Below are 24887 nucleotides of genomic sequence, written 5' to 3'. Positions count from 1 at the left end.
GCCACATTCTTTGCAGTAATTCAGATGATCACATCTCCTATTGTGGCCAAATATCTTGCTTGAGGCTAGCTCTCAAACAGTTACTGAAGAAACTTTCCACGAAGAAATATGCAGTAAATTGGTAGTACCGTATCACTGGAAACCAAAAGCAGACTCATAAATATCTTTTCTGACGAAAGATAAAGCTTACCCAGCACAGCAAGACAGTTCTTTAATATCTTTACTGAAAGTTTGTGCACAAAGCTTCAGGCCTTCCACCATAGTTAAATAAGGAAACAATTGATCCGCTAAGTCATCCACTGTCATGTGGTTGTGAATCGCCAGTGCCGCGCTCTGGATAATCTCGCCGCCATCATGAGCTAATACTTGGGCTCCGATCAGGCGTTGGGAGCCAGCTTCAACCACCAGTTTGATGAAACCCTGAGAGTCGAAGTTAGCCAGTGCTCGAGGCACGTTTTCCAGTGGCAATACTCGACTTTCGGTCTCAATATTCTGTGCATGAGCTTCTTGTTCTGACAACCCTACCGTTGCTACCTGCGGTTCGGTAAAGATCACGGCTGGCATCGCGGATAGATTCAACCGAGCTTCACCCCCTGTCATGTTAATCCCTGCACGACTGCCTGCCGCTGCCGCGACATAAACCAGTTGCGGCATGTTACTACAATCACCTGCTGCGTAAATATGTGACTGTGATGTGCGCATCTGATCACCTACAGTGACCGCTCCATTGGCCTCTTTTTCTACACCGGCAGCGGCAAGATTAAGCTTACCGGTATTAGGTGCACGGCCGGTGGCGACCAGCAATTTATCGCCACGAATTTCTCCTTGCTCGGTATCAAGGATAAACTTATTATCTTCATAAGACACCTGACTGGCTTGGGTATGTTCCAGTACGCGAATGCCTTCCTGTTCAAAAGCTACGGTTAAGCCTTCTCCCAACAGTGGGTCTTCACGGAGCAATAAAGTACTGCGAGCCAAGATAGTGACCTCTGCACCCAGCCGACGATAAGCTTGAGCAAGTTCGACAGCCACAACTGAAGAGCCTATCACTAACAAGTGCTCAGGTAGCTCAGTTTCGAATAAAGCTTCCGTCGAAGTCCAATAAGGGGTATCAACCAGGCCTGGAATAGGAGGAATAGATGGCTGACTGCCGCTGGCAATCAAAAAGCGATCTGCAACCAGCTCTTGCTCGTAACCATCTTTGTTGCGAATAGTTAAGGTATGAGTATCTTTAAAAGATGCATAACCTTGTACCAATGACAATGCTGGATTGGTATCCAGAATATGCTGATATTTGGCGGCACGTAACTCTTCCACGCGTGCAGTTTGTTGTTTCGCTAACAAGCTACGATCCAAAGAAGGTTCATGATTTTCTAGACCGTCGAAAGGATTGTTACGCTGCTGTTCAGCCAGCTGGGCAGCCCGGAGCAGAATTTTCGAAGGTACACAACCGACATTAACACAACAACCTCCGATCACATCTCCAGCTTCAACGAGTGTGACTTGTGCTCCATTTTCCACTGCCTTGATAGCACAAGCAAAAGCAGCCGAGCCAGTACCGATGATAGCGACATGCAGCGACTTTTTGTCAGTCACATCTTCACTATCGCAGCCATCTAACGCGACAGGTTGAGCCGTGTAGCCAAGAGCTTTGATGGTATTGATTAGCGTCTGTTCATTGACATCAGATTCTGCTTCGACGACTGCACTGGATTTCGTATAAAAAACGGTGGCATTTCTGACGCCAGGCATGACGATCAAGGCATCTTCGATCTGCTGAGGGCATCTTTCACAAGTCATTCCAGAGATGGAGAATTTACGCATAAAGACCTCCTTATGGATTTGAGTGAGTGTTGTCGGCAGGAAGCACACAACTTTCATTGTCACAGCGTTTATTCGCTGGCGAAAAAATATCCCAGATTGATACCGCTACCATCAGTGCCAAGGCTGAGTACGTCACATAAGTGCTCCAGGCATATTGAAAGAACGGATAAAGTGATAGCAACAACAGAATAGGCCCTAGCATACCAAGCAGGTTACGATGCCACTGCTTGTGACCAATCCAGCCAAGTCCGTTAACTATTAGGCTAACCCAAGCCAATATAGGCAAGAGTGTATTGATAAAGAACCACTACCACTGACTGAGGAACCCTGCCCGATGGCTGCCCCCAAGCTGGCGATGGCCGGAAAGCACATGGCACAACCCATGGCAGACACCACGGCACCTAATGAGCTGGCTTTGTCGCCAATGCGGGTAAAAAGACTCAGCAGGTTCTTCATTAGTATTCGTCCTTTATTGCTTTACCACAGATGGATAGCCGGCATTTTTTGTGGCCTCGGTCAGCTTTTCCACCGTAGTTTTTTCATCATCAAAAGTGACCACGGCTAACTTATCTTCGAAGGTCACTTCAGCTTTGGTAACTCCCTCAACCTGTTGCAATGCTTTTTCCACCGTAATCGGACAAGTTACGCAGGTCATCGTGGGAACTTCAAGCATGACTGTTTGCTGCTTGGCAAACGCACCCAAGCTAAGTATTGATAGTAGGGATAATAGTGCAATTTTTTTCATCTTCTTCTCCAAGGGTTATTTCTCAACGATATAATTAAGCAAACCAGATAATCCAGTAATTGCTAGTGACTAATATTAATGCAATGAAGGCGGTTACCCAGAAAATGATCTGCCGGCGCTTACGTACTTGTGGCATTGCACAAGCGGTTCCAGGCTCACACTCTTCTATAGGTCGATAAACTTTCCAACCGGCAAAACTAAATAAAACCAGTACCAGCAAGATAAAAATAGGGCGGTATGGCTCCAATACGGTCAGATTGCCAATCCAAGAACCACTAACGCCTAGTAGTAACAAGACTAAGGGCCCAGCACAACAAAGCCCAGCACCAATAGCAGCAGCAATACCACCAACTAGCGGTAAACTGGTATCGTTTTTTGCCATGGCTTACTCCACTTCAAATGTTCTGATAGAAAACAGTATAAACTCCGTATCCAAGTACGGAGTCAAGGGGTTTAGCGATTGTTATTAGTTGTTTTCTGGGAGAAGGGAAGTAATAATCGGGCAATGTGCCTGTTCAGTGTTGCTTGCACATTGTTTCAGTAAATCATTAAGACTGGTTTCTAAGCGGCGTAGATCAGCCATTTTTGCACGAACACTGGCAAGTTTGTGGTTTGCTATACTTTGTACTTCTTGGCAAGAAGTCTCTTCCAGCATCAGCAAGTTAGCGATCTCATCCAAGGAAAACCGTAACTCTTGAGCACGTTTGATAAACCGAATGCGATTCAAAGTCGTCTCAGGATAACGACGATAACCTTTAACGGGTTTTTGGGGCTGTTCAATTAAGCCGCACCGTTCATAATATCTAACGGTCTCAACGTTTACGCTTGCCAATTTGGCAAGTTGACCAATTACATACATAATTTAACCGTATTGTCGGTACTGAAGTGGGTAGTAAAATTCTAAGTTGAAAGTACGAATATAACAAACAGTGTATCAATAGCGCAAAGTCTGCTGTTAGTTCGTTGAGATATTCAATATATTTCATATGGTTAAACTATTTTTTGGTCGATTTATCACGAATCGTGGCCGTACCTCGTATTAAGTGAAATAAAGTTAATAAAAAGAGAAGAATGTGGAAGCACCGATTACCGTAGATAGACTGCGTTTCCTTTTATACAGTGTAAAAGAAAAGCTATGGGTAAAACCTCTTGGCTTTTGTTTGCTCTCAATCTTTGCTGTATTCGTCGCTAAAGTAGCAGACGGGACTTCATTGGCTGAGCATATTCCTGAAATAAAACCCGAATCAGTTGAAACACTGCTTTCAATTATGGCATCTAGCATGATGGTGATCGCCACGTTTTCTGCAGGTACCATGGTTAATGCTTATGCTTCGGCCAGTCAGTCGTCAACGCCGCGTTCTCTAAGCCTTATAATATCCGATGATGTATCACAAAATGCACTGTCAGTTTTCATAGGCGCATTTATCTATAGTGCTGTAGCGCTTACTGCAATGACTCAAGCTTTTTTCGATGAAGCCGGGCTTTTCATTTTATTTTGTCTAACCTGTCTGGCTTTTTCGATAGTTATTTTAACCTTTATCCGGTGGGTAGACAGCGTTGCACGATTAGGGCGCGTGGGGTCAACGTTATTAAAAGTGGAGCACGCCACGACACGCGCAATTAAAAATAGAATAGATATGCCGTGCTTAGGCGCAGTACCGCAAGAGCAAATAAAAGAGCAGGGGACGCATGCCATTTATACTAAACAAGTGGGCTATATTCAGCTTATAGACATTGCCAAACTGCAACACTGGGCTGATAAAAACGACGGTTGTATCAATGTTGCCATGTTACCCGGTGAGTTTGTCTCACCAGAGCGTGCCATAGCATATTCGAATAAAAAGGTAGTATCAGATGAAATTGTTGACGCATTTACTATAGGTGAAGCCAGGTCCTTTGAGGCTGATCCTCGCTTTGGCTTTATCGTACTAGCCGAAATTGCATCTCGTGCATTATCGCCATCGGTTAATGACCATGGTACTGCAATAAATACCATTAGCAGCATTACACGCCTTATGTTGTTGTGGCACAAGCCCAAATCCGAAACTGAAACCGAAAACTCACAAAACGATAGCACTCAGCATGAGGAGTTTAAATATGACCGCATTTCATTGCCTGCGTTAAATGTGAATGATCTTTTTGACGATGCGTACACCAGCATTGCCCGTGATGGTGCTGCTAATATTGAAGTTGCTATCCGAATACAAAAGTCACTAAAAACAATTAAAGCGTGCTTTAAAGATGGAGGTACAAGAATAGAAAGAGATTTTGTTGAGGCGGCGTCTAAGTTAGCGAAGCAAAGTTACGAACGTGCAAAGTTGGCATTGGATTACGAAGACGATATTAAGCGAATTGAGCGCGTTTATAATGATAACTAAACGTGTAAGTTATTACTGTCAAAATCACTGCTAAAAATGCTTAATGTAAACAGCTAGCCAGTCTATATAATCTCTGCATACCACAAACCATGTAATCTACGTAAATGATCGATCGAGTTTCTTTTTGTAGTTAATCAGATTAAATCTGATTAACTACAACTCAAATAGACACAGCAACATTCTAAATAGCTAAAAATCCACATTTAATAAATTAAAGCCTAGTATAAAAATACAAAGACTGCGTCTTTCTGTTTGTTAGTTATACCCATAATTAATCAAAAAACTAACATGACGCTACGTGAATAAAAATACATTTTGCGAGGTGTAGTGCTACAGATTTCACGTAGCGCACGATTTATAAATTCCATGTCTAAATCCAAAGTTCATAGCAACTTTCAATAAAAACTGCTGACACAATTGAAGCAATTGCGGTAAGGCCGAAGCACTAAAACAGCTGCCGCGCATAAAGGTCTGTAAGTAATCACAGTCAACAAACCAACCAAATAGAGCGACATCAACGTTCTAATCTTCCATACAGCTAATTACGCATAATGTATATTATGTTAAATAGAGTATCAAAGTTGATAGTCAATGAGCCAGATGGAGCCTTGCAAGGAGCTTTACGCTATCCTTCTCGTAATATTTAGGTATTCGTAAGGTTTAATGACAACTAACACAGATAAATAATAGTCCTAATCAGGTTCCTAAAAACATTTATCGGGCTTTAGTCTTCTTTGCTTTAAATAATGAACGCACAGCTTGTAATATTAATTACTAGCTCAAATAACCAAAGGCTTAACGCTGATGAGTTAAATAAAGGAAACTAATTATTTCTAAGATAAGACGACTAGCTGTAAGGTTAAGGTTTTTCTAACATTTAGCGTTAAATGTAATATTTACGGCCGCTAAATCCTATTTATTAATTGCTCTTTATTTTAAACATCATCAATTATTTATACTTCTTATTAAATTAAACTTTGAGCATGAAGGCCGTTCGCTGTTTTAAAGTTGGGTGGCGTGGATAGCACGTAGAATTAAAACATAATCGACGCGATGTTTATTGAATTCATATCTGCGTTGACGTCGTTTATTCTGCAACGTACCGTATCGACGTCTTATTATCGACGTACCGTAGTCGCCATTAGATAGAGGCTCTATGAAAAGCGTATAAAATGCAAAGGTAATAACTACTAGGTTATCGCCTATTCCACTTTCCTAACGCTTACTTTTACCTTTAACTCGTTTGGTTTTGAAAAATATGCGATTAGCCAGCAAACATGTTGGAAGTAAATCATGTGAAGTACTTCTTTAATAAATAAGCTCTTAGGGTGTTTTTTCATCACTTTTCAGCTTATTTTTCAGGCGTCGCTACGTGAAATCTGAGTGCGCATTCGGGTTATTACCTTGCAGATTTCACGTAGCGCACGATTTAAATTGCACAAAAAACGTACTCTCTCAGCAGGCCACAAGCCTTATCTAGCGATATGGTTTGGAATAATTACGAGATAGGCCAACAATCGAAGGCATTGAAGCACCCAAACTGTTTATATATACAGTATATATGGTAGAGTAGCACTGTACTTGAGATTATAACAGCAAAGCGGTTAGTGAAATGATGAATGGATTAGTGCGTAGCTTCACGCATGATAATTACAGTTATCATGCGTGAATAATGTTATATATCAATAAGTTATCAAGTTCTGTTAAATCTAGCATAATAGTCACATTAATGTCTTCACCAGGTTGCTCAATGCCCTCAAAAACTACTAGCTCATACTTGCTCACAACTCAATTAGTTAACAGCAACAGTGATAGCAGCTCAAAGCCACAAGACTCAAGTAGCGCGACGGTTCCAGCTTTTGGTATCGAGTACTCTCTTGGTAAGCAGCACACGTCAGGTTCTGACGACCTAACAACAAGTCAATGTTCATCTTCTGATAAAAACGTTGAAAGCTATTATCAAGATATTTTCACCAAACTTCCATACAACACACAACGGGCATACATTAGTGACTACAATGAGTTCGCAATTTTTTGTAACCAAGCTGGATTAAGTGGCTTTAAAAACGACTTCGAACACAATGAGCACTGCATTAAACAATATGTCGAAGCGTTGTGTCGTTCTCCCCTAGCCTATAGAACCATTAAGCGTCGGTTATCTGCCCTTAGTAAATTTTTAGGCGTGGCTAAATTGCCAAACCCAATTATTAGATCTGCGTATCTAAGAGATTTCATCCGTTTATCGCTTATAGAAAATAGAAAGTTTCGCTTGTCTCACAAACAAGCGGTTCCGCTTACCATAGATATGCTTGAACAAATAAACAATGCAATTATTCCTGATTCTTTATTAGAGCTCCGCGACCTTGCAATCATTAACCTGATGTTTGATGCATTGCTTCGCGCTGATGAATTAGTTCGAGTTTGCATCGAGGATATATCTGCGCGTAACAACACGCTGTTGGTTGTTTCTTCGAAAAACGACCAGTCTGGCCAAGGTCAATATCGCTATATTTCTTCCAGCACTATATCAATGGTTCAAGAGTATATTAACGAAGCTAATCTTGACCCAAAAACTAAAGCAACGCGCCTTTCTTCAGATTTACGCGGCCTGCACAAAGGCGTTTTGTTTAGACGACTAACAAACCATAAAACAGCACTTCTGCCATTTGATGAGAACATTCCCAGCCATAAGGCAAATGTACTTAACTATTCGAGTGTCTATCGGATTTGGCAACGCATTGCTCAACGCGCAGGTATTAGCGAAAACATTACCCCTCATAGCGGTCGTGTTGGTGGTGCAGTTTCTCTAGCCGAAGATGGTGCATCTTTACCCGAGCTTCAACTGGCTGGAGGTTGGCAATCACCGGAAATGCCTGGGCATTATACAAAACAGGCTAACGTAAAGCGTGGTGGAATGGCAAAATTGTCGGCAAAACGGAAAAGATAAAGCTCGTAAATACAGCGATTTAGGGGGGTTAAGGTTACGCGTAATCAACCACATCAATAACAATGTCTAACTCACCTACTCTCTTCATTCTTTAACCAATCTGAAACTGTATTACCCTCGTATCAAAAGGTAAATTTGCCTTACGCCTATATTTATGAATAGGTTTTCTAAGTTGGCAAACAATCAGGTAAAAGGAGTGATATATGAGTAGCGGTATTGATACAAAGCATGGAAAATTACTTGCGGAAATGGTGGTTCCCTCGTCGTCATGGAATGTCCAACCCGAGAAGCAAGACCCTTTCAAGTCACAAGAAGCAGCACTAGATTATTTAAACTCAAACAATGAGCCGTTATATCTCCTCGTGCCATTAGCTCAATCTGATGATTACGTGAGAATCTGCGTAACTTCACGAGGCGATGATGTTGTTTTTACGATAAAAGATATCAATAACGGTGGTGAGACTTCATTGCATTATTCGCACATTAAAAACTTAGATAGTACAATTAGAACCTTAGTATCAGAATGTTGTGACCAGAAAATCAAAGCCCTATAAATTAGGGCTTTCTTTCTGCCTATAAATCGCAAAGTGCACTACCAAAGAATGCTAATCCACGTAAAGCCGGCTATTATTAGGCTAACGAACACGGCTGCCGAGCCGATATCTTTAGCACGGCCTATTAATAAATGGATGTCTGTACTGACATGATCACAGAGTTTCTCAATAGCGGTGTTGAGTAGCTCAGTGATAAGCACAATGAGTAAAGATATCACCAGCAATATACGTTCTACATGCGTAACGTCGAAGAAAAACGCTACAGGTGTCATTATCAATATTGCGAAAACTTCTTGTCTGACCGCAGCTTCACTTAAAAAGGCTGCACGAAGCCCCTTAAGTGAATAGTAAGTGGCATAGAGTACGCGTAAAATACCTGTCCGTTTCGTTATCATGATAAGTAATTTTAAGATTAGTTACAGCCTTTCAAAACGTAACTGACCTTCATTACATCTACATGACGGCGAAGGTATTTATCATGGATATTTAAAGCATTTTCGACGCTAATCGCCGCATTAATTTATACTTTCACAGCTAGCACGTCTGTTTTAACACCATGTAGTACTGCATTGGCCGTTGACCCAAGTAACAAACGAAGACCGCTCTGGCCATGGGTGCCGACAACAATGAGATCTGCATTAATCTTTTCGGCCATATGGTGAATCTCATCAGCAGGAGAACCTATCTCTACATTGATGTGGCTGTAAGGTATATCATGTTTTGCGGCAACGTCTTTTAATTGCCTTAATGCCTGCTCTCTTACTTCCTCTGAAAAATCCCGTTCTAAAAATAGTCCGTAAGGCTCTACATTGGTTTGTGGATAAGCAACATACAGGAGGTGAATTTTGTGACTATTGCCCGCTATTGCAATGGCTTTCTCCACCACTAATTCGTAGTCAGAATAAATATCTATAGGTACTAAAATTGTCTCGTAACCTTGCATTGTGGCTGTCCTCAATTTTTGTTAGGTAGCAGTGCTTTTCTACCATACCGTTAACTAATTCCATTAAATAGTAGTGCTATACAAATAATTATTCTTTGAGCTAGGTCAATGATTAGTCTGCAGCCTCATTCATAATCAGTGTATACACATTAGTTCTAGCGAACGTTACGCATCTTTACCGTAAAAGAAAGAGGGAAATGAGTATGAAAACGGCAATAGTTGTTATAGCAACGCTTCTCCTTTTCGCCTGTGACCAGGGCGCGCAGTCACCTCGCGGCTTTAGCTTGCCCGAAGGTAATATGGAAAAAGGCTATTTGGTATTTAAAAAGTATCAGTGCCAAGACTGTCACAGAATTGCCGGGGAAAAAGAGTCCGACAATGCGCAATACCTAGTCGCGAAGCCTATTCCGTTGGGAGGCAGCAGTGGAAGAATTAAAACTTATGCAGAGTTGGTGACAAGTATTATTAACCCATCACACAAACTTACTCCTCGACAGCCTGCCAGTTTCACCAGCGAAGACGGTGTGTCATTAATGCGAGTTGTAAACGACGAGCTAACCGTTTCCGAACTAATAGATTTAGTGGCGTATCTTCAGCCTAAATATAAAGTAACACCCTACAGGACTAGTGATTACCGCCTCTATCAACTGCGTATTCCAAGCGAGCAATCTAAAGATTAACTCGCAGTTTTAGGCATTAAAAATCGTTAAGCGTGACTCCACAATCGGTATTTGATTAGGAGTCATGGCTTAGTTTTTTTAAGATACCGCTTTCGTTTCTTGCTCTATTTCTGCCAATAAACTACAAGGCATAAAGCTTTCAGAATTTGCTTCTTTTAAGTGTAATTTAAATCTATCGGGAACGTCGTCGGTTAAGAAACTTCCTGTTTTAACTAACGGGAAAATTTCGTCGTAACGCGCAATATTACACTGATCTACTCGCCTAAATATATGGGTACGATTTAGTTCGCTAGTTCTCACATGTCCTGTAGAAGACAAGATATCCATCAGCGCATGAATAGTTTTTTTGTGAAAGCGGTACACGCGCTCGTACTTGTCTTCAACGTTTAAGCCCTTGGCAAGCTTGGGGTCTTGCGTTGCTACACCGGTCGGACATTTATTCGTATTGCATGACAGCGACTGAACACATCCAAGTGCCAACATCATTCCTCTGGCACTGTTACATAGATCGGCGCCTAAACTTAGATTTTTCGCTAACTGAAAAGCGGTAATGATTTTTCCAGAAGCAATGATTTTAATTTTGTCGCGAATACCAAAACCAGTGAGACAATCGTCAACAAACGCCAAGGCTTCACGCAGAGGAAATCCTATAGAGTTTGTGTACTCAAGGGGTGCGGCGCCGGTACCTCCTTCGCCCCCGTCTACCGTTATAAAATCTGGCGTTACGTCCTTCTCTACCATGGCTTTGCACATGGCAATAAACTCACTTTTTCTACCCAGCGCCAGCTTAATACCCACTGGTTTATATCCACTTAACTTGCGTAACTGACTAATAAAATCAACCATTTCTAAAGGCGTTGCAAACGCTTTATGTCTAGGGGGAGAATCAACTTGAGTTCCAGGCTCAACCCCTCTTATTTTAGCTATTTCAGGGGTATTTTTATACGCAGGTAAAATACCACCATGTCCAGGCTTAGCGCCCTGGCTTAGCTTTATTTCTATCATTTTTACATTGTCGAGTTTGGCTTTTTCTTCAAAAAGAACAGGATCGAAACCGCCATCTTTACTTCTACAACCAAAGTATCCCGTACCAATTTGCCAAACGATATCGCCACCATTTTCGAGGTGATATGGGGTTAGACCACCCTCACCTGTGTTATGGTAAAACCCGCCTTTTGCAGCACCTTTATTTAGCGCCAAAATGGCATTTTTTGACAAGCTTCCAAAGCTCATTGCGCTTATGTTAAGTATGCTTGCACGATACGGCTTTTTGCAATGAGGGCCACCTACCGTCACTCGGGGATCTTCATCCATGTCTTCCACTTCGCGAGCAGATAAAGAATGGCCAATCCACTCATAGCCATCTTTATACGTATCTAGCTGAGTACCGAAGGGAACAGTTTCTCTACTGTTTTTCGCACGTTGATAAACAATCGAACGAAACATGCGGGAAATAGGTGCTCCGCCAGTATCGGTTTCTATGATGTATTGCTGGATGTAAGGCCTTAGTCCCTCGACAGTCCATCGTACCCTGCCAATTAATGGAAAGTTCTTTAAAATGGCATGTTTTGTTTGGAAGGCATCATATAGACCAAAAATGAGTAGCGTGACTGATAAAAGTAAAAACCACCACACGGGCGCCCACAATACGCCAATCACCACATTGAAAGCGACCAGCAGGGTTAGCACAGTTAGAATTGTTAAACGCATTCAAAGTCCTTCTTTATTTTTGGTCATATCAAAACAAAATAATATGCCTACAACCCTGTTCAATACACCTGAAATCGGGAACTAGATTTACTTTAGCGGTAAATGACTGATTTAGGGGTTAAATATACTGAGCCGGCTTTTAGCTCAATTGGGTTACGCGTTACCAAAATATGCAATTACAATGCTTTTTTAGCTGCGAAAACAAGCCATTGCATGCTAGTCTAAAACCTTTCAATTAGCGAGTTGAGAGAGCGATTTGTAGCTATCACTGGTTAATAGATGATGTGACCTATACAAAGGTAACGGATTTTACGTTCAACATTTTCTGAAAGGTAATTCATGGAGTATGCATTTCTTCTTTTCGCATTTGTTTGCGGCTTAACGGTTAAACTTATTGGCATTCCTCCTTTAGTTGGCTACTTGGTAGCTGGCTTTTTATTAAATTTTGCAGGCTACACGCTCACTGAAGATTTAACCCAAATAGCCAACTTGGGCATCACCATTATGCTCTTCACCATCGGTCTGAAACTCAACATCCGCGATTTGAGTCGACGAGAAGTTTGGGCGGGAAGCGTTTCACATACCTTAGTATGGGTGGGCGTTATTACCTGTTGCGTCTATGCGATTGGTGCGGTTGCTGCAAATTTCGTTGATGGGCTTACATGGAAAAGTGCTGCGCTTATCGCTTTTGCCCTTAGTTTCAGTAGCACAGTGTGCGTGGTTAAAGTATTAGAAGAAAGTGGCGAAAGTAAAACCCGCCACGGCCGCCTTGCCATTGGCATTTTGGTCATGCAAGACGTTTTTGCTGTTATCTTCCTTGTTGCAGCAACTGGAAAGCTCCCCTCTGTGTGGGCGCTAGCGTTGTTGGCCTTATTCCCAGCAATGCCAATCATAAACAAAATGATTAATAAGTCGGGCCACGGTGAACTGCTTCCGCTTACTGGCTTTATCCTCGCCTTAGGTGGCTATCACTTGTTTGAGCTGGTTAACATTAAAGGCGATCTTGGGGCACTAATCTTTGGAATCATGTTAGCGCAACATGAAAAGGCTTCGGAGCTAGCGAAGTCGCTGCTTAGTTTTAAGGATCTCTTCTTAATCGGCTTCTTCCTTACTATCGGTCTTACCGCCCTTCCCGATCTTAGTATGATTGTCCTAGCTATCGTGTTCTGCTTATTTATACCGTTAAAAGCAGCACTCTTTTTCGGCTTATTTACGTCACTTCGCCTTCGCGGTCGCACGGCTTACTTGAGCAGCTTGGTGCTTTCAAATTACAGTGAATTTGGGCTTATTGTTGGCGCACTAGCCGTTTCATTAGATTTATTGGCAAACTCTTGGTTAGTGGTGATTGCTTTAGCCGTATCTATTTCATTCGTTATTACCAGCGTGCTCTATCGCAATTCTCATTCTCAATATCACAATCATAAACACACCATTAAACGTTTTGAGAAAAACGAGCGCTTAAAAGAAGACATTTATCCTACTCTCCACAACGCGGAATTTTTAGTGTTGGGGATGGGACGAGTTGGTCGCGGTGCCTTCAATGCGTTATCTAAATTAAGTGATGTGAGCGTATGGGGAATGGACGCCGACCGAGTAAAAGTAAAAGAGTTATCAGACGAAGGCTTAAACGTAATATGCGGCGACGGTGAAGACGTCGATTTGTGGGATAATTTAGATATCAAACAAATTCAGCTTGTTTTGCTTGCTCTGCCTTCTATCCAGGACTCAATAAACATCACACGTCAGCTTAAAAACGCGGGCTATGTTGGAAAAGTTGCAGCCATTGCACGATATGAGGATGAAGTATCACATCTATTAGAAAACGATGTAGATAAAGTCTTCAACTTCTTTACCGAAGCAGGGCTTGGTTTTGCTGAAGAAAGTCTTGCTTATGCGCATGCACAACAGTAATGCTGTTCTAAATGCGAACAATGGATGAATTGAGAAACGTTATCGTTTGTAAACAACTGTTTTACAAAGACTTTTTTGACATGCAGTCAAATTTAGACTAAACTTCACGCAAATACGTTAATAGGGTTTACACAATGCAAGGTGATAAACAAGTTGTTGCAAAATTGAACGAAGTACTGACAAGTGAACTTACTTCGATAAATCAATACTTTCTGCACGCTCGTATGTTCAAAAACTGGGGTTTTTCTGAACTTAACGAAAAGAATTATAAAAAGTCTATCAAGGACATGAAGCAAGCGGATGATCTTATCGAGCGCATCTTATTCCTTGAGGGCCTTCCTAATCTTCAAGCGTTAGGCAAGCTTTATATCGGTGAAGATACCGTTGAAATGCTGTCATGTGATGCGCGTTTTCAAAAGGAACAGCTTCCACTACTTCGTGAAGCTATCGCGCTATGTGAAGAAAAGCAGGATTATGTTTCTCGTGATTTGCTTGAAGACCTTCTTGAATACGAAGAAGAGCACCTAGACTGGATTGAAACGCAAGAATACCAAATTGATGCTATGGGTATAGAAAACTACCTACAAGCGCAAGTAATGGGAGATGACTAATGAAAGGTAACCAAGCAATCATCAATGGCTTAAACGAACTACTCTCTTATGAGTTGGCCGCCATGGATCAGTATTTCATTCACTCTCAGATGTATCTTGATTGGGGGTTGAATAAGCTTTACGAACGCATCGATCATGAATTTGATGACGAGCGTGGACATGCAACTAAGTTAATTGAACGCATGCTGTTTTTAGAAGGTACGCCTGACATGACGAAGCGCACAGGCTTCAAAGTGGGTAAAGATGTACCTGAGATGCTAGAAAGCGATTTACGTGTTGAATATGAAGTTGATGCAAAGTTACGTGAAGTCATTGCGCTTTGTGAAACCGAGAAAGACTACGTAACTCGTGACATGCTAATTGTACTATTAGACGATACAGAGATGGATCACGCACACTGGCTAGAGCAGCAGCTTGGCCTTATTAAGCGACTAGGTATTCAAAACTACCTTCAGTCTCAAATGTAAGAAATAGCGTTCACGCTACAATTTACAGGTAATTAATGAAAAGCCGCTCTTTAAATAAAGAGCGGCCTTTTTTTGCTTGTTTACTCCCCTTTCTTTAGGGAGAGTCTTATTGCTTTTAATACAGTTACTGCTGTGTAACAAAATACAAATAGCTGGGGCTTTCTTTATCTTTAATATTTAGACGTAGCTGCCATTTCATAACTGGCTCACTACAGCTACCTAACATAAACCAACCTGACCATTTTCCTTCCCCGTCGTTATCTAACAGCACGGGAATTTTGCCCATATACATGTTTAACCCTTCAATCCATGCGCTCTCTATTTCCTCTCCCTCAGGAACTAAGAGCTTAACCGTTACTGACTCTTCGGCTTCAGGCATGGCTGAAAAAGTGGCAATTGCTAACCTGTCATCAATTAAGAATTCGCAAGTTTCATTGACAAAGTTGCAGCTGTTTCCTATTCCATTAACTACGCTCGTGTCTTTTAACACCGATGACTGGAATTTATGTGCAAGGTATACACACACGGCTACAACAATAATAGCCACTAATGGAAGCTGGGAATGTAAAAATTTTGATCGTTTATTGTTATCGTTATTTAGCATTTCTTAAATTTTGTGTATTTCTTCATTGACGGAGATCAAGCTTAGGTAGTTTATGGTATCTTTTTGTAATTAAAAACCTTATCATCCGCGTACCAACTGGCTTGGAGACAATAATTATTACTCTTTCCGAGCTCGGTGTGAAGCGTTATTCCTTAGCTGATACACGTCTCGACCGTACTATTCCGGCAGTTGGAGACCATAGTTCATTTGAAGTGGAAGATTCATTAAAATGAGTGAAATAAGCCAAGCACAACCTGACTACAATTATAAAGTAGTTAGGCAATTTACCATCATGACCATAGTCTGGGGTATCATTGGTATGGGCCTAGGGGTATTTATTGCCGCGCAGTTATTTGCACCTATGCTTAACTTTGACACACCATGGCTAACATTCTCACGTTTGCGTCCGTTGCACACTAACGCCGTTATTTTTGCCTTCGGCGGCTGTGCGCTATTTGCAACGTCGTACTACATCGTTCAGCGTACCTGCCAGGTAAGACTGTTCAGTGACAAACTTGCCGCATTTACCTTTTGGGGTTGGCAAGCCGTTATCGTTTTAGCTGTTATCACCCTGCCTATGGGTTTGACCAGCTCAAAAGAATACGCTGAACTAGAATGGCCAATTGATATCCTTTTGGCACTGGTTTGGGTCGCTTATATCATTAACTTCTTCGGAACCCTAGTAATCCGTAAAGTTTCGCACATTTATGTTGCAAACTGGTTCTTAGGCGCGTTCATGTTAACTGTTGCAATTCTTCATATTGGTAACAGCATGGCTATTCCGGTATCTTTCACTAAATCGTATTCACTGTATGCAGGCGCAGTAGACGCTATGATGCAGTGGTGGTACGGCCATAACGCGGTAGGCTTTTTCCTGACTGCGGGCTTCCTTGGTATGATGTACTACTTCGTACCTAAGCAAGCTGGTCGCCCGGTTTATTCATACAGACTTTCAATTGTTCACTTCTGGGCACTTATCTCTCTGTATATCTGGGCTGGTCCTCACCACCTTCACTACACTGCCCTACCAGACTGGACTCAGTCACTAGGTATGGTGATGTCTATTATCCTATTCGTTCCATCTTGGGGTGGTATGATTAACGGTATTATGACGCTATCTGGCGCGTGGCATAAACTTCGCACCGACCCAGTATTGCGTTTCCTTATTGTTTCATTGTCTTTCTACGGTATGTCTACCTTCGAAGGCCCAATGATGGCAATCAAGACCGTTAATGCACTGTCTCACTACACTGACTGGACAATTGGTCACGTACACTCTGGTGCTCTAGGTTGGGTTGCAATGGTTTCAATTGGTTCAATTTACCACTTAATTCCAGTGCTATTCGGTCAGCGCGCTATGTATAGCACCAAGCTAGTTAACGTACACTTCTGGTTTGCAACTATCGGTGTTGTTCTATACATCGTAGCAATGTGGATGTCTGGTGTACTACAGGGTCTAATGTGGCGTGCAGTAAATGCTGACGGTACGTTAACCTATAGCTTTGTTGAGTCATTAGAAGCGTCTAAGCCTTTCTATGTGGTTCGTTTCATTGGTGGTTGTTTCGTGGTAGCAGGTATGCTTGTTATGGCATACAACACATGGAAAACCGTTCGTGCACCTAAAGGCAGTATCGCTGCAGACCCAGCGACTCAGCCGGCGTAGTAAAGGAGACGAATAATGAAAAACGCACATGAGTTAATTGAAAAGAACGTCGGTCTGTTAACGGTATTAATCCTTATCGCTATCAGCTTCGGTGCCATGGTTCAAATAACGCCGTTGATGTTTCAACAGCAAACCATGGAACCAGTAACAGGCTTACGTCCATATACCGCGCTTGAGCTTGAAGGCCGTGATATCTACATCCGTGAAGGTTGTGTAGGTTGTCACAGCCAGATGATCCGTCCATTCCGCGCTGAAACAGAGCGTTATGGTCACTACAGCGTTGCTGGCGAATCAGTATGGGAGCACCCTTTCCTTTGGGGTTCTAAGCGTACTGGTCCTGACCTAGCACGTGTTGGTGGTCGTTACAGCGACGAATGGCACCGAGTTCACCTGCTTAATCCTCGTAACGTGGTACCAGAGTCGAATATGCCAGGTTTCCCTTGGCTTGCGGAAAACACGCTTAATGGCGAGTTAACAGCTGAAAAAATGGAAGTATTCCGTGGATTTGGCGTTCCGTATACCGACGAAGATATCGCGGGTGCGAAAGCGGCAGTACAGGGCAAAACGGAAATGCAGGCCCTTATTGCTTATCTACAATCTCTTGGCACACATTTGAAATAATATGGACCAGGGAATAGTAGGCAGCATTTTTACTGTCATCGTCTTTGTAAGCTTCATCGGTGTTGTATGGTGGGCGTTCAGCAGCCGCAACAAGAAAAAATTCGATGAAGCTGCGAACCTAGTGTTTGCAGACGAAGAAAAAGAAAAATCAAAAGAAGATTAGCAGGAGTCTCGAACTCATGAGTATGTTTTGGACAATTTGGATTTCAGTGATAACCCTAGGGTTAATCATTGGTTGCTACTTCCTTCTTCGCTGGTGCCTTTCTAACAAGACTGGCGTAGCTGAAGGTGAGTCAATGGGTCACGAATTTGATGGTATTGAGGAGTTGAACAACCAACTTCCTCGCTGGTGGACAATTATGTTCTACATGACCATCGTTTGGGGCTTTTTATACCTGGCGCTTTATCCTGGCCTAGGTGCGTATGAAGGAATTTTGGGTTGGAAGAGCTCTAACCAAAATATTCAATCGCTAGAAGAGTCAGCTCAGGCGCGTATAGACGCTAAAGAGCAAGGCTACTTAGTAGAATATGACCGTGAACTAGATTTCGCTGCCGAGAAGTTCGATCCGATCTTCGAAGCGTATGCACAAGTTCCTGTTGAAGAACTGGCTAAAGACCCAGAAGCAAATAAAGTAGGTCAGCGTTTGTTCCTACAAAATTGCTCTCAGTGTCACGGTTCTGATGCACGTGGTCAAAATGGCGGCTTCCCTAACCTAACGGACAACGACTGGTTGTACGGTGGTTCAGGTGCGAAAATCGTTGAAACTCTTACGCTTGGTCGTAAAGCAGCTATGCCAGCATGGCTAGATGCTATGGGTGAAGACGGTATCGAAAAAGTGGTTAACTACGTACTTAGTTTAAGCGGTCGCGATGTGGACCCTCAGCTTGCAGAAGCAGGTAAAGCTCGTTTCGCAGCGTGTGCGGCTTGTCACGGTATGGACGGTAAAGGTAACCAAGCACTTGGTGCACCAAATCTTACTGACAATATCTGGCTATACGGCGGCAGCCACAGAGCGGTAACAGAAACGCTTACTTACGGTCGTAACGGTGTAATGCCTTCATTCAAGAAAACCTTGGGTGATGACAAAATTCACGTTGTTGCAGCGTATGTATACAGCCTTTCAAATGATTAATGATTTAAATCATTAAATATCTTAAAAAGCCTCGTTACTACGGGGCTTTTTTTATGAGAAAATACAGCGGTATAGAGAGTGCCATGCGAACATTCTTTGTACACTTTTAACATGTCTCGCCAACACTATATTTATCATTATTTGCCGACTTTACGTGTAGTTGGGGAAGTAAAAATAAATATGTTGTTAGTGAAGTAAATACGAGAAAAGATTTCGATGAATAGACCCTGGTATAAAGAGTTCTGGCCCTGGTTTTTAATTGCCGTTCCTATCATTACCCTCATCATGGGTGGCGTGTTATTAAACCTTGCTATTTCTACCGAAGATAGCTTGGTGGTAGACGACTACTACAAAGAAGGAAAAGCAATTAATGCCCGTCTGGACAAAGAAGCCATAGCCCGCCGCATGAATATCACCACTGATTTAACCATTGAAGATGGAAGCATAGCGCTGCAATTTCATTCGGGGATTCCTCAAGAAGGTAACGCGGTTAAATTAAGTTTCTATCACGTAACACTAGAAGAGCGCGATGTTAGCGTTTTATTGAGTCGCGACGCTAACGGTATTTATCGCGGCTTTATTGAAGAAAACCTTGACGGTAAATGGCGCATATCGCTGACGCCGATTGATGATAGCTGGAAAATTCAAAACACGGTCTATCTGCCCCACACTGGCAAAATGAAATTTAATCCATAATGACGAAGCACGACTGTTACCATTGCGGCTTGCCTATAGCGAGTCCAGACAATGGGAAATTTACTACTGTCATTTTAGGGCAACAACGAGACATGTGTTGCCCTGGCTGCTTAGCGGTAGCTGAAGCGATCGTTAACAACGGCCTTGAAGACTATTACCAGTTTAGAACCGAACCGGCGCAAAAATCTGACGACAGTATTTTAGAAACGTTAGATAAGCTAAAAGTCTATGACGACCCTTCCCTTCAAGAAGAGTTCGTGTTTGAAGAAGGTCAGGACAAACAGATTCAGTTGACCCTTGAAGGTATTACATGCGCTGCGTGTGGCTGGCTTATCGAAAAGCAGTTGTCAAAAGTTGAAGGAATAAAGCAAGTCGCGGTGAATGTACAAGAGCGCCGCGCTTTAGTCACTTGGTCACCGTTTCAAATTAAGCTTAGCCAAATTCTATCTACGCTAAAACGCATTGGTTATGTTGGGTCACCATTTCACCCCGACGAACACGAAGCCAGTTATAAACGCGAACAGAAGACCTTTCTAAAAAAGCTTGGCCTAGCAGGCATTATGACCATGCAGGTTATGATGCTGATGACTGGGCTTTATTTTGATTGGTTCGGCGCCATTGAGTTAGAGACCCGCCAATATTTTTATTGGGTTGCCCTTACGCTTACTACACCAGTGGTGCTGTATTCAGGCAGCACCTTTTATGTGGGCGCCGCTAAAGCGCTAAGCGCCAAAACGGTTAATATGGACGTACCCGTTACGCTCGCCATATTCGGTACTTACATTGCTGGAATTCGCTCTACAGTATTAGAGCAAGGTGAAGTGTATTTCGAATCCATCTGTATGTTTATTTTTCTGCTGTTACTTAGCCGATTCTTAGAACATCGCAGTCGTCATCGCGCCGCACAGATCTCTGCCAATATGATGCAGTATGTGCCCGTATCAGCGACCAAACTAAATCCAGATGGCAGCCTAACCGAGTGTCTGGCTAAGCAGCTAAAAATTGATGACGTAGTACTGGTGAAGCCTGGTGAAACAGTCCCCATTGATGGGGTGGTAACCGACGGCAACGCGGCGGTTGACGAATCTATGCTTACCGGTGAATTTAACCCCGTGCGTAAGTCGAACAGTAGCCCGGTATACGGCGGCACGGTTTGTCAAGATGGTACGCTAACCATTACGGTTACGCAGACCCTTAAAAATGCGCTGGTAAATCAAATTGTAAGGCTGCAAGCAAGTGCCATGGCGAGTAAACCTAAAGCAGCGCAGATAGCCGATAATTTTTCTCGCTATTTCGTTACCGCGGTATTGCTGATTTCGGCGTTAACCTATGGCTTTTGGGCGTATCAGGGTAGCGACGAGGCATTTTGGATCACCATATCGGTGCTGGTTGCAACCTGCCCTTGCGCACTAGGGTTGGCTACGCCATCAGCGTTAACTTGCGCTATGGCAAAGTTAAACCGACAAGGTATTTTACTAAAACGGGCCGATGCGCTAGAACAAATTACTGACATTGACACCATCGCTTTAGACAAAACCGGCACGCTCACAAAAGGCAAATTTACTATTTCAAATGCCTGGTACGCTGACGGTGTGGATAGCAATAGTGCGCTATCAATTGCGCGCGCTTTGGAGTCACGCTCTGAACATCCGATTGCCAAAGCCTTTAGCGACGGTATAGCCTTTAGCGACGGTATAGCCTTTAGCGAGAATTCTGCCTCTAGCGGCAGTGCTAACGTTATCGATAGCACTGTACACAAAGTGACTAATTTTACCGTTACGCCAGGAGGTGGTATCAGCGGTGAGATCAATGACACGTTGTTTTCTATGGGATCTGCAGCATTCAGCGTTCACGAATCACAGCTAAAACTCATTGAAGCTTTCCCTTCAGCTAACGTGTTTCTCACGGTTAAGGGGCGTATTATGGCGGCGTATGAAGTAAAGGATTCACTGAGAGAAGATACGCAAGAAACTCTCGATATATTAGCTGCAAGCCATATTCTCGCCGTTTTAAGTGGTGATACACAGCAAAACGTTAATGCGCTTACCGCACCATTGCCAATTTCGACCGCTAAAGGTGGCCTAACACCTGAGCAAAAGTACGAAGCCGTTCAAGCTATGCAGCAATCTGGCGCGAAAGTGATGATGATGGGTGACGGTATTAACGACGCTCCAGTTCTTGCCAGCGCTGATGTGGCAATTGCAGTGGGTAATGCCACAGACGTGGCTAAAACTGCGGCCGACGTGATACTGCTTGGCGATCAGCTGCTTTCTGTACCAGAACTTATTCGAACTGCGCACCAAGTGAAGCAAAAAATAAGGCAAAATATTGGCTGGTCGGTAGGTTACAACGTTTTGATCTTACCTTTCGCCGTATCAGGCCTACTTTCACCGTGGATGGCTGTTGTTGGTATGTCGTTAAGCAGTATCATTGTGGTCACAAACTCAACGCGACTTTTGAGCAAATAGCATGAGTATTATTTACGTATTAATTCCAATCGCCATCATCATTGTTGCCGTCGCCATCGTGATATTCTTTTGGGCGGTGAAAACCAATCAATTTGAAGATTTAGATCGCCAAGGGTATAGCATATTGTTTGACGATGATCTTCCGCCAGAAGAAAAAAAGCTAGCTGAGCAACGCAAGCAACTTCAAGACAGTAAAGTAGACAAAAGCCAAGCGCCACATGGAAGGGATTAACTACTTCTCTGCCTTTCTTATCGGCTTAGCCGGTGGAGTTCACTGTGTGGGAATGTGCGGTGGAATTGTCGCTGCGCTAAGGATGGTATCGCCTAAAGGCGCTTCAGCACTACCCTATACCCTTGCCTATAACATGGGACGTATAGTGAGCTACACCATCGCCGGAGCAATAACCGGGGCACTTGGAAAAATTGCAGCAGATTATATACCTCTTGCCAACTATGCCCTTTCCCTACTTAGCGGAATCATGTTGCTTCTACTGGCGTGTTATTTGGGTAAGTGGTGGACTGGCTTAACAGTGCTGGAAAATGCGGGTAAAGGCCTATTTTCCAAAGTCCAGCCGCTTTCAAAACGCTTTTTGCCCTTTAAGACCCCTTTAAGTGCGTTGCCTTATGGTTTTATTTGGGGTTGGCTTCCTTGCGGTTTGGTGTATTCCACACTTACCTGGTCTCTCGCGGCGGGTAACGCGCTAGAAGGCGCTGCTATTATGTTCTTCTTCGGTTTGGGTACATTACCCACCTTGCTCGCTGCAAGCGCTGGTAGCCAATATATTGTTCGAAGTTTTCAACATAACCATTTTAGACAAATTATTGCAGTAATAATGGCAATATATGCAGCTTATCTTATTCATGGCGCAATCGTTTAAAAATGGGTGTATTATTGTCGGGTATTCTTTTAGAGAGCGTGCATTATGAGCAAAGGAAGCCAATTTTCTATTCACTGTCAAAACTGTAGTTTCAGTCACCTGTGTTTACCGGTGGCGTTAAACAAAACAGAAATCGAGTCTCTTGACGATATTATTGAACGCAAGAAGCCGCTTCATAAAGGTGACACGCTGATTCAAACTGGTGATAAATTCCGTTCTCTATTTGCAGTGAGAACCGGTTCATTCAAATCATTTGTGACTAATACCGAAGGTGAAGAACAGATTACCGGCTTCCACTTTCCTGGTGATATTATCGGTTTCGATGCATTAAGAGAGAACAAACACCAAAGCTATACTTCTGCGTTAGAAACTGCCATGGTGTGTGAGCTTCCCTACGAGACCCTCGACGAAATGTCAGTGCAATTTCCAAAGCTGCGCCACCAGATCATGAGCTTCATGAGCGCTGAAATAAAACAAGATCACGACATGATCATGCTTTTAAACAAGCGTACCGCAGAAGAGCGCTTACTGTATTTTATCTCACACCTGTCGCAACGCTTTGAAGAGCGTGGCTTTTCCCATAGAGAATTCCACTTAACCATGACGCGCAACGAAATTGGAAACTATTTAGGATTAACGATTGAAACGATTAGTCGTCTGTTAAGCCGTTTTCAAAAAGACAACATCATAAAAGTAGACGGCAAGCTTATTACTATTTTGGATTTCGATAGGCTAAACACCAAACTAGCGGCGCTTAACGGCCCTAGCGTTGTCTGCGGTTAGTCCTTTTTAAGTGTTAAATAAGGCGCGCACTAAGCGCGCTTTTTTGTAACCTGTGTTAGCCACCTATCTACCCTTTCAGCGCCACGCCGGTTGCTCCATATTCAATTAGGTAGGTTCACTCATGGTCGCCTCGTAAAATTCTTGATCTAAAACAACTTACGTTTTTCCCAATGTCGTTTATAGTTAGTATTAGAAAGCTTCGATTTCGACAGCCGCTACTAAGTTTCGTAGTTAGGGGGACGTTATGATTGAGTGTAAACGAATTCTGGCCGTGGTAGATGCCGAGCGCGATAACCAACCTGCACTAAGCCGAGCTTATGAACTCGCTTCAAAAACAGGCGCTTCAGTTACCGCAATGATGGTGGTATACGACTTATCTTATGATATGACGACCATGCTTAGCCCGGATGAGCGCGAGTCAATGCGCGATGCAGTTACAAAGGAGCATGCAAAATGGCTTGCCACCCACTTAAGAGAACAAGGATTCACTGAAACTGATATCGTTGTAGAATGGAATAATCGTGCGTATGAGTCGATCATTTACTACACCCTAAACAATCAGATAGATTTAGTGGTAAAGGCAACCAAAAAGCACGACGATCTTGCTTCTGTTATTTTCACCCCCACCGACTGGCATTTAATGCGTAAATGCCCTCGCCCAGTATTGCTCGTTAAAGAGCACGACTGGCCAGAAGGAGGAGAGATTATTGCTGCAGTAAACGTAGGCAGTGAAGACGATGAGCATGCCGCACTTAACGATAAGCTCACCCTCATTGCTAACGACTACGCCTCTTTATTGAAAGGGAGCGTAAATTTGGTCAACAGTTACCCTTCTACACCACTTAATATCGCCATAGAAGTACCTGAGTTCGACCCCGATACCTATCACGACGCGGTAAAAAATCATCATTTAAAAGAAATGCGTAGTCACGCGTTAAAGTACGGTATTCCTGAAAACAAATGCGTAGTAAGAGAAGGCCTTCCGGAAAAAGTTATCCCGCAAGTGGCAAAAAGACTGGATGCAGAGCTGGTTGTTATTGGTACCGTTGGCCGTGTGGGCATTTCAGCGGCCCTAATTGGTAACACTGCAGAACACGTGATCGACGAACTCAATTGCGATGTGCTTGCTATTAAGCCAGATGGATTTGTGTCGCCGTTGTCGGTGTAGTCTTTTTATCAGTACTACATAGCCCGTGTTTGCCGTTACTTAGCGGCCAACGCGGTATGTCACCAACAAATTTAACTTCACAAGCATGGTCTCGAAAAGCCGC

25 protein-coding genes and 1 pseudogene are annotated in these 24887 nt (G+C 43.0%); 17 read left to right on the top strand and 9 right to left on the bottom strand.

The window, feature by feature from the left end:
- Positions 1-186: 186 nt before the first annotated feature.
- From merA to merR, 5 genes and pseudogenes are all read right to left on the bottom strand, one after another.
- Positions 187-1824, bottom strand: a complete 1638-nt coding sequence (gene merA / locus MHN09_RS11245) for a mercury(II) reductase (RefSeq protein WP_012801201.1) — start codon at positions 1822-1824, stop codon at positions 187-189.
- Between the two features lie 10 nt (positions 1825-1834).
- A pseudogene (merC, locus tag MHN09_RS11240) lies at positions 1835-2280 on the bottom strand (organomercurial transporter MerC).
- Positions 2281-2293: 13 nt separating this feature from the next.
- Entirely contained in the window at positions 2294-2569 is a 276-nt protein-coding gene (gene merP, locus MHN09_RS11235) for a mercury resistance system periplasmic binding protein MerP (RefSeq protein ID WP_012801202.1), read from the bottom strand.
- Positions 2570-2603: 34 nt separating this feature from the next.
- Positions 2604-2951, bottom strand: coding sequence for a mercuric transporter MerT family protein (locus MHN09_RS11230; RefSeq protein ID WP_012801203.1), 348 nt, complete (start codon positions 2949-2951; stop codon positions 2604-2606).
- An 84-nt stretch (positions 2952-3035) separates the two neighbouring features.
- Positions 3036-3428 carry an Hg(II)-responsive transcriptional regulator gene (gene merR / locus MHN09_RS11225; RefSeq protein WP_239240735.1) on the bottom strand — a complete coding sequence of 131 codons (393 nt, stop codon included), beginning with the start codon at positions 3426-3428 and terminating at the stop codon, positions 3036-3038.
- A 214-nt stretch (positions 3429-3642) separates the two neighbouring features.
- On the opposite strand from merR, the gene MHN09_RS11220 reads away from it, so the two are divergent.
- The 3 genes from MHN09_RS11220 (at position 3643) to MHN09_RS11210 (ending at position 8448) form a co-directional block, all read left to right on the top strand.
- Complete coding sequence (locus MHN09_RS11220) at positions 3643-4947, top strand: DUF2254 domain-containing protein (protein ID WP_239240733.1); 1305 nt, start codon at positions 3643-3645, stop codon at positions 4945-4947.
- A 1750-nt stretch (positions 4948-6697) separates the two neighbouring features.
- Positions 6698-7894, top strand: coding sequence for a tyrosine-type recombinase/integrase (locus MHN09_RS11215; RefSeq protein ID WP_239240731.1), 1197 nt, complete (start codon positions 6698-6700; stop codon positions 7892-7894).
- 203 nt (positions 7895-8097) lie between these two features.
- Positions 8098-8448, top strand: coding sequence for a hypothetical protein (locus MHN09_RS11210; RefSeq protein ID WP_239240729.1), 351 nt, complete (start codon positions 8098-8100; stop codon positions 8446-8448).
- A 38-nt stretch (positions 8449-8486) separates the two neighbouring features.
- Here the strand turns inward: MHN09_RS11210 and MHN09_RS11205 are convergent, their stop codons facing one another.
- On the bottom strand, positions 8487-8843 hold the full coding sequence (locus MHN09_RS11205; protein WP_239240727.1) for a diacylglycerol kinase: 357 nt from the start codon (positions 8841-8843) through the stop codon (positions 8487-8489).
- Positions 8844-8968: 125 nt separating this feature from the next.
- The gene (locus MHN09_RS11200) at positions 8969-9391 is read right to left on the bottom strand and encodes a universal stress protein (RefSeq protein ID WP_014949582.1); all 423 of its coding nucleotides are present in this window, start codon (positions 9389-9391) and stop codon (positions 8969-8971) included.
- Between the two features lie 203 nt (positions 9392-9594).
- Here MHN09_RS11200 and MHN09_RS11195 point away from each other — a divergent pair, with 203 nt between their 5' ends.
- Positions 9595-10071: a c-type cytochrome gene (locus MHN09_RS11195; RefSeq protein ID WP_014949583.1), complete on the top strand. Its 477-nt coding sequence runs from the start codon at positions 9595-9597 to the stop codon at positions 10069-10071.
- 78 nt (positions 10072-10149) lie between these two features.
- On the opposite strand, the gene MHN09_RS11190 is transcribed toward MHN09_RS11195, so the two are convergent.
- Complete coding sequence (locus tag MHN09_RS11190) at positions 10150-11781, bottom strand: FMN-binding glutamate synthase family protein (RefSeq protein ID WP_156086455.1); 1632 nt, start codon at positions 11779-11781, stop codon at positions 10150-10152.
- A gap of 339 nt (positions 11782-12120) precedes the next feature.
- Between MHN09_RS11190 and MHN09_RS11185 the strand changes: the two genes are divergently transcribed.
- The 3 genes from MHN09_RS11185 to bfr (MHN09_RS11175) all read left to right on the top strand — a co-directional run bounded on the left by MHN09_RS11185 (position 12121) and on the right by bfr (MHN09_RS11175) (position 14770).
- Positions 12121-13692 carry a cation:proton antiporter family protein gene (locus tag MHN09_RS11185; protein WP_239240724.1) on the top strand — a complete coding sequence of 524 codons (1572 nt, stop codon included), beginning with the start codon at positions 12121-12123 and terminating at the stop codon, positions 13690-13692.
- Positions 13693-13826: 134 nt separating this feature from the next.
- Positions 13827-14303 carry a bacterioferritin gene (gene bfr, locus MHN09_RS11180; protein ID WP_014949586.1) on the top strand — a complete coding sequence of 159 codons (477 nt, stop codon included), beginning with the start codon at positions 13827-13829 and terminating at the stop codon, positions 14301-14303.
- Positions 14303-14770 (top strand): bacterioferritin, encoded by a 468-nt coding sequence (bfr, locus tag MHN09_RS11175; RefSeq protein ID WP_014949587.1) that lies wholly within the window; start codon positions 14303-14305, stop codon positions 14768-14770. The genes bfr (MHN09_RS11180) and bfr (MHN09_RS11175) overlap by 1 nt, the downstream gene beginning before the upstream one ends.
- 124 nt (positions 14771-14894) lie before the next feature.
- Here the strand turns inward: bfr (MHN09_RS11175) and MHN09_RS11170 are convergent, their stop codons facing one another.
- On the bottom strand, positions 14895-15374 hold the full coding sequence (locus tag MHN09_RS11170) for a hypothetical protein (protein ID WP_275446502.1): 480 nt from the start codon (positions 15372-15374) through the stop codon (positions 14895-14897).
- Positions 15375-15603: 229 nt separating this feature from the next.
- Here MHN09_RS11170 and ccoN point away from each other — a divergent pair, with 229 nt between their 5' ends.
- From ccoN to uspE, 10 genes are all read left to right on the top strand, one after another.
- Positions 15604-17037, top strand: coding sequence for a cytochrome-c oxidase, cbb3-type subunit I (gene ccoN / locus MHN09_RS11165; protein WP_014949589.1), 1434 nt, complete (start codon positions 15604-15606; stop codon positions 17035-17037).
- A 15-nt stretch (positions 17038-17052) separates the two neighbouring features.
- Entirely contained in the window at positions 17053-17658 is a 606-nt protein-coding gene (ccoO, locus tag MHN09_RS11160) for a cytochrome-c oxidase, cbb3-type subunit II (RefSeq protein ID WP_014949590.1), read from the top strand.
- Between the two features lies 1 nt (position 17659).
- Positions 17660-17821, top strand: coding sequence for a cbb3-type cytochrome c oxidase subunit 3 (locus MHN09_RS11155; protein WP_014949591.1), 162 nt, complete (start codon positions 17660-17662; stop codon positions 17819-17821).
- 16 nt (positions 17822-17837) lie between these two features.
- The gene (gene ccoP / locus MHN09_RS11150; RefSeq protein ID WP_239240720.1) at positions 17838-18791 is read left to right on the top strand and encodes a cytochrome-c oxidase, cbb3-type subunit III; all 954 of its coding nucleotides are present in this window, start codon (positions 17838-17840) and stop codon (positions 18789-18791) included.
- Positions 18792-19007: 216 nt separating this feature from the next.
- Positions 19008-19487, top strand: coding sequence for a FixH family protein (locus MHN09_RS11145; protein WP_039227668.1), 480 nt, complete (start codon positions 19008-19010; stop codon positions 19485-19487).
- On the top strand, positions 19487-21955 hold the full coding sequence (locus MHN09_RS11140) for a heavy metal translocating P-type ATPase (RefSeq protein ID WP_239240717.1): 2469 nt from the start codon (positions 19487-19489) through the stop codon (positions 21953-21955). The genes MHN09_RS11145 and MHN09_RS11140 overlap by 1 nt, the downstream gene beginning before the upstream one ends.
- A gap of 1 nt (position 21956) precedes the next feature.
- Positions 21957-22187: a cbb3-type cytochrome oxidase assembly protein CcoS gene (ccoS, locus tag MHN09_RS11135; RefSeq protein WP_014949594.1), complete on the top strand. Its 231-nt coding sequence runs from the start codon at positions 21957-21959 to the stop codon at positions 22185-22187.
- Entirely contained in the window at positions 22174-22833 is a 660-nt protein-coding gene (locus MHN09_RS11130; protein WP_014976623.1) for a sulfite exporter TauE/SafE family protein, read from the top strand. The genes ccoS and MHN09_RS11130 overlap by 14 nt, the downstream gene beginning before the upstream one ends.
- Before the next feature lie 45 nt (positions 22834-22878).
- Entirely contained in the window at positions 22879-23616 is a 738-nt protein-coding gene (gene fnr, locus MHN09_RS11125) for a fumarate/nitrate reduction transcriptional regulator Fnr (RefSeq protein ID WP_014949596.1), read from the top strand.
- A 244-nt stretch (positions 23617-23860) separates the two neighbouring features.
- Positions 23861-24784: a universal stress protein UspE gene (uspE, locus tag MHN09_RS11120; RefSeq protein ID WP_239240714.1), complete on the top strand. Its 924-nt coding sequence runs from the start codon at positions 23861-23863 to the stop codon at positions 24782-24784.
- The last annotated feature ends 103 nt before the right edge of the window (positions 24785-24887 follow it).

Source organism: Alteromonas sp. MmMcT2-5 (assembly GCF_022348315.1).
Lineage (GTDB): Bacteria > Pseudomonadota > Gammaproteobacteria > Enterobacterales > Alteromonadaceae > Alteromonas > Alteromonas macleodii.
The sequence above is the reverse complement of the archived record's forward strand: the minus strand, read 5'-3'. Positions and strand labels throughout refer to the sequence as shown.

Bases quoted from the DNA above. Each gene is read 5' to 3' on its own strand.
- merA (WP_012801201.1), bottom strand. From the start codon at position 1,824: ATGCGTAAATTCTCCATCTCTGGAATGACTTGTGAAAGATGCCCTCAG.
- merP (WP_012801202.1), bottom strand. From the start codon at position 2,569: ATGAAAAAAATTGCACTATTATCCCTACTATCAATACTTAGCTTGGGT.
- MHN09_RS11230 (WP_012801203.1), bottom strand. From the start codon at position 2,951: ATGGCAAAAAACGATACCAGTTTACCGCTAGTTGGTGGTATTGCTGCT.
- merR (WP_239240735.1), bottom strand. From the start codon at position 3,428: ATGTATGTAATTGGTCAACTTGCCAAATTGGCAAGCGTAAACGTTGAG.
- MHN09_RS11215 (WP_239240731.1), top strand. From the start codon at position 6,698: ATGCCCTCAAAAACTACTAGCTCATACTTGCTCACAACTCAATTAGTT.
- MHN09_RS11210 (WP_239240729.1), top strand. From the start codon at position 8,098: ATGAGTAGCGGTATTGATACAAAGCATGGAAAATTACTTGCGGAAATG.
- MHN09_RS11205 (WP_239240727.1), bottom strand. From the start codon at position 8,843: ATGATAACGAAACGGACAGGTATTTTACGCGTACTCTATGCCACTTAC.
- MHN09_RS11200 (WP_014949582.1), bottom strand. From the start codon at position 9,391: ATGCAAGGTTACGAGACAATTTTAGTACCTATAGATATTTATTCTGAC.
- MHN09_RS11195 (WP_014949583.1), top strand. From the start codon at position 9,595: ATGAAAACGGCAATAGTTGTTATAGCAACGCTTCTCCTTTTCGCCTGT.
- MHN09_RS11190 (WP_156086455.1), bottom strand. From the start codon at position 11,781: ATGCGTTTAACAATTCTAACTGTGCTAACCCTGCTGGTCGCTTTCAAT.
- MHN09_RS11185 (WP_239240724.1), top strand. From the start codon at position 12,121: ATGGAGTATGCATTTCTTCTTTTCGCATTTGTTTGCGGCTTAACGGTT.
- bfr (WP_014949586.1), top strand. From the start codon at position 13,827: ATGCAAGGTGATAAACAAGTTGTTGCAAAATTGAACGAAGTACTGACA.
- bfr (WP_014949587.1), top strand. From the start codon at position 14,303: ATGAAAGGTAACCAAGCAATCATCAATGGCTTAAACGAACTACTCTCT.
- MHN09_RS11170 (WP_275446502.1), bottom strand. From the start codon at position 15,374: ATGCTAAATAACGATAACAATAAACGATCAAAATTTTTACATTCCCAG.
- ccoN (WP_014949589.1), top strand. From the start codon at position 15,604: ATGAGTGAAATAAGCCAAGCACAACCTGACTACAATTATAAAGTAGTT.
- ccoO (WP_014949590.1), top strand. From the start codon at position 17,053: ATGAAAAACGCACATGAGTTAATTGAAAAGAACGTCGGTCTGTTAACG.
- MHN09_RS11155 (WP_014949591.1), top strand. From the start codon at position 17,660: ATGGACCAGGGAATAGTAGGCAGCATTTTTACTGTCATCGTCTTTGTA.
- ccoP (WP_239240720.1), top strand. From the start codon at position 17,838: ATGAGTATGTTTTGGACAATTTGGATTTCAGTGATAACCCTAGGGTTA.
- MHN09_RS11145 (WP_039227668.1), top strand. From the start codon at position 19,008: ATGAATAGACCCTGGTATAAAGAGTTCTGGCCCTGGTTTTTAATTGCC.
- MHN09_RS11140 (WP_239240717.1), top strand. From the start codon at position 19,487: ATGACGAAGCACGACTGTTACCATTGCGGCTTGCCTATAGCGAGTCCA.
- ccoS (WP_014949594.1), top strand. From the start codon at position 21,957: ATGAGTATTATTTACGTATTAATTCCAATCGCCATCATCATTGTTGCC.
- MHN09_RS11130 (WP_014976623.1), top strand. From the start codon at position 22,174: ATGGAAGGGATTAACTACTTCTCTGCCTTTCTTATCGGCTTAGCCGGT.
- fnr (WP_014949596.1), top strand. From the start codon at position 22,879: ATGAGCAAAGGAAGCCAATTTTCTATTCACTGTCAAAACTGTAGTTTC.
- uspE (WP_239240714.1), top strand. From the start codon at position 23,861: ATGATTGAGTGTAAACGAATTCTGGCCGTGGTAGATGCCGAGCGCGAT.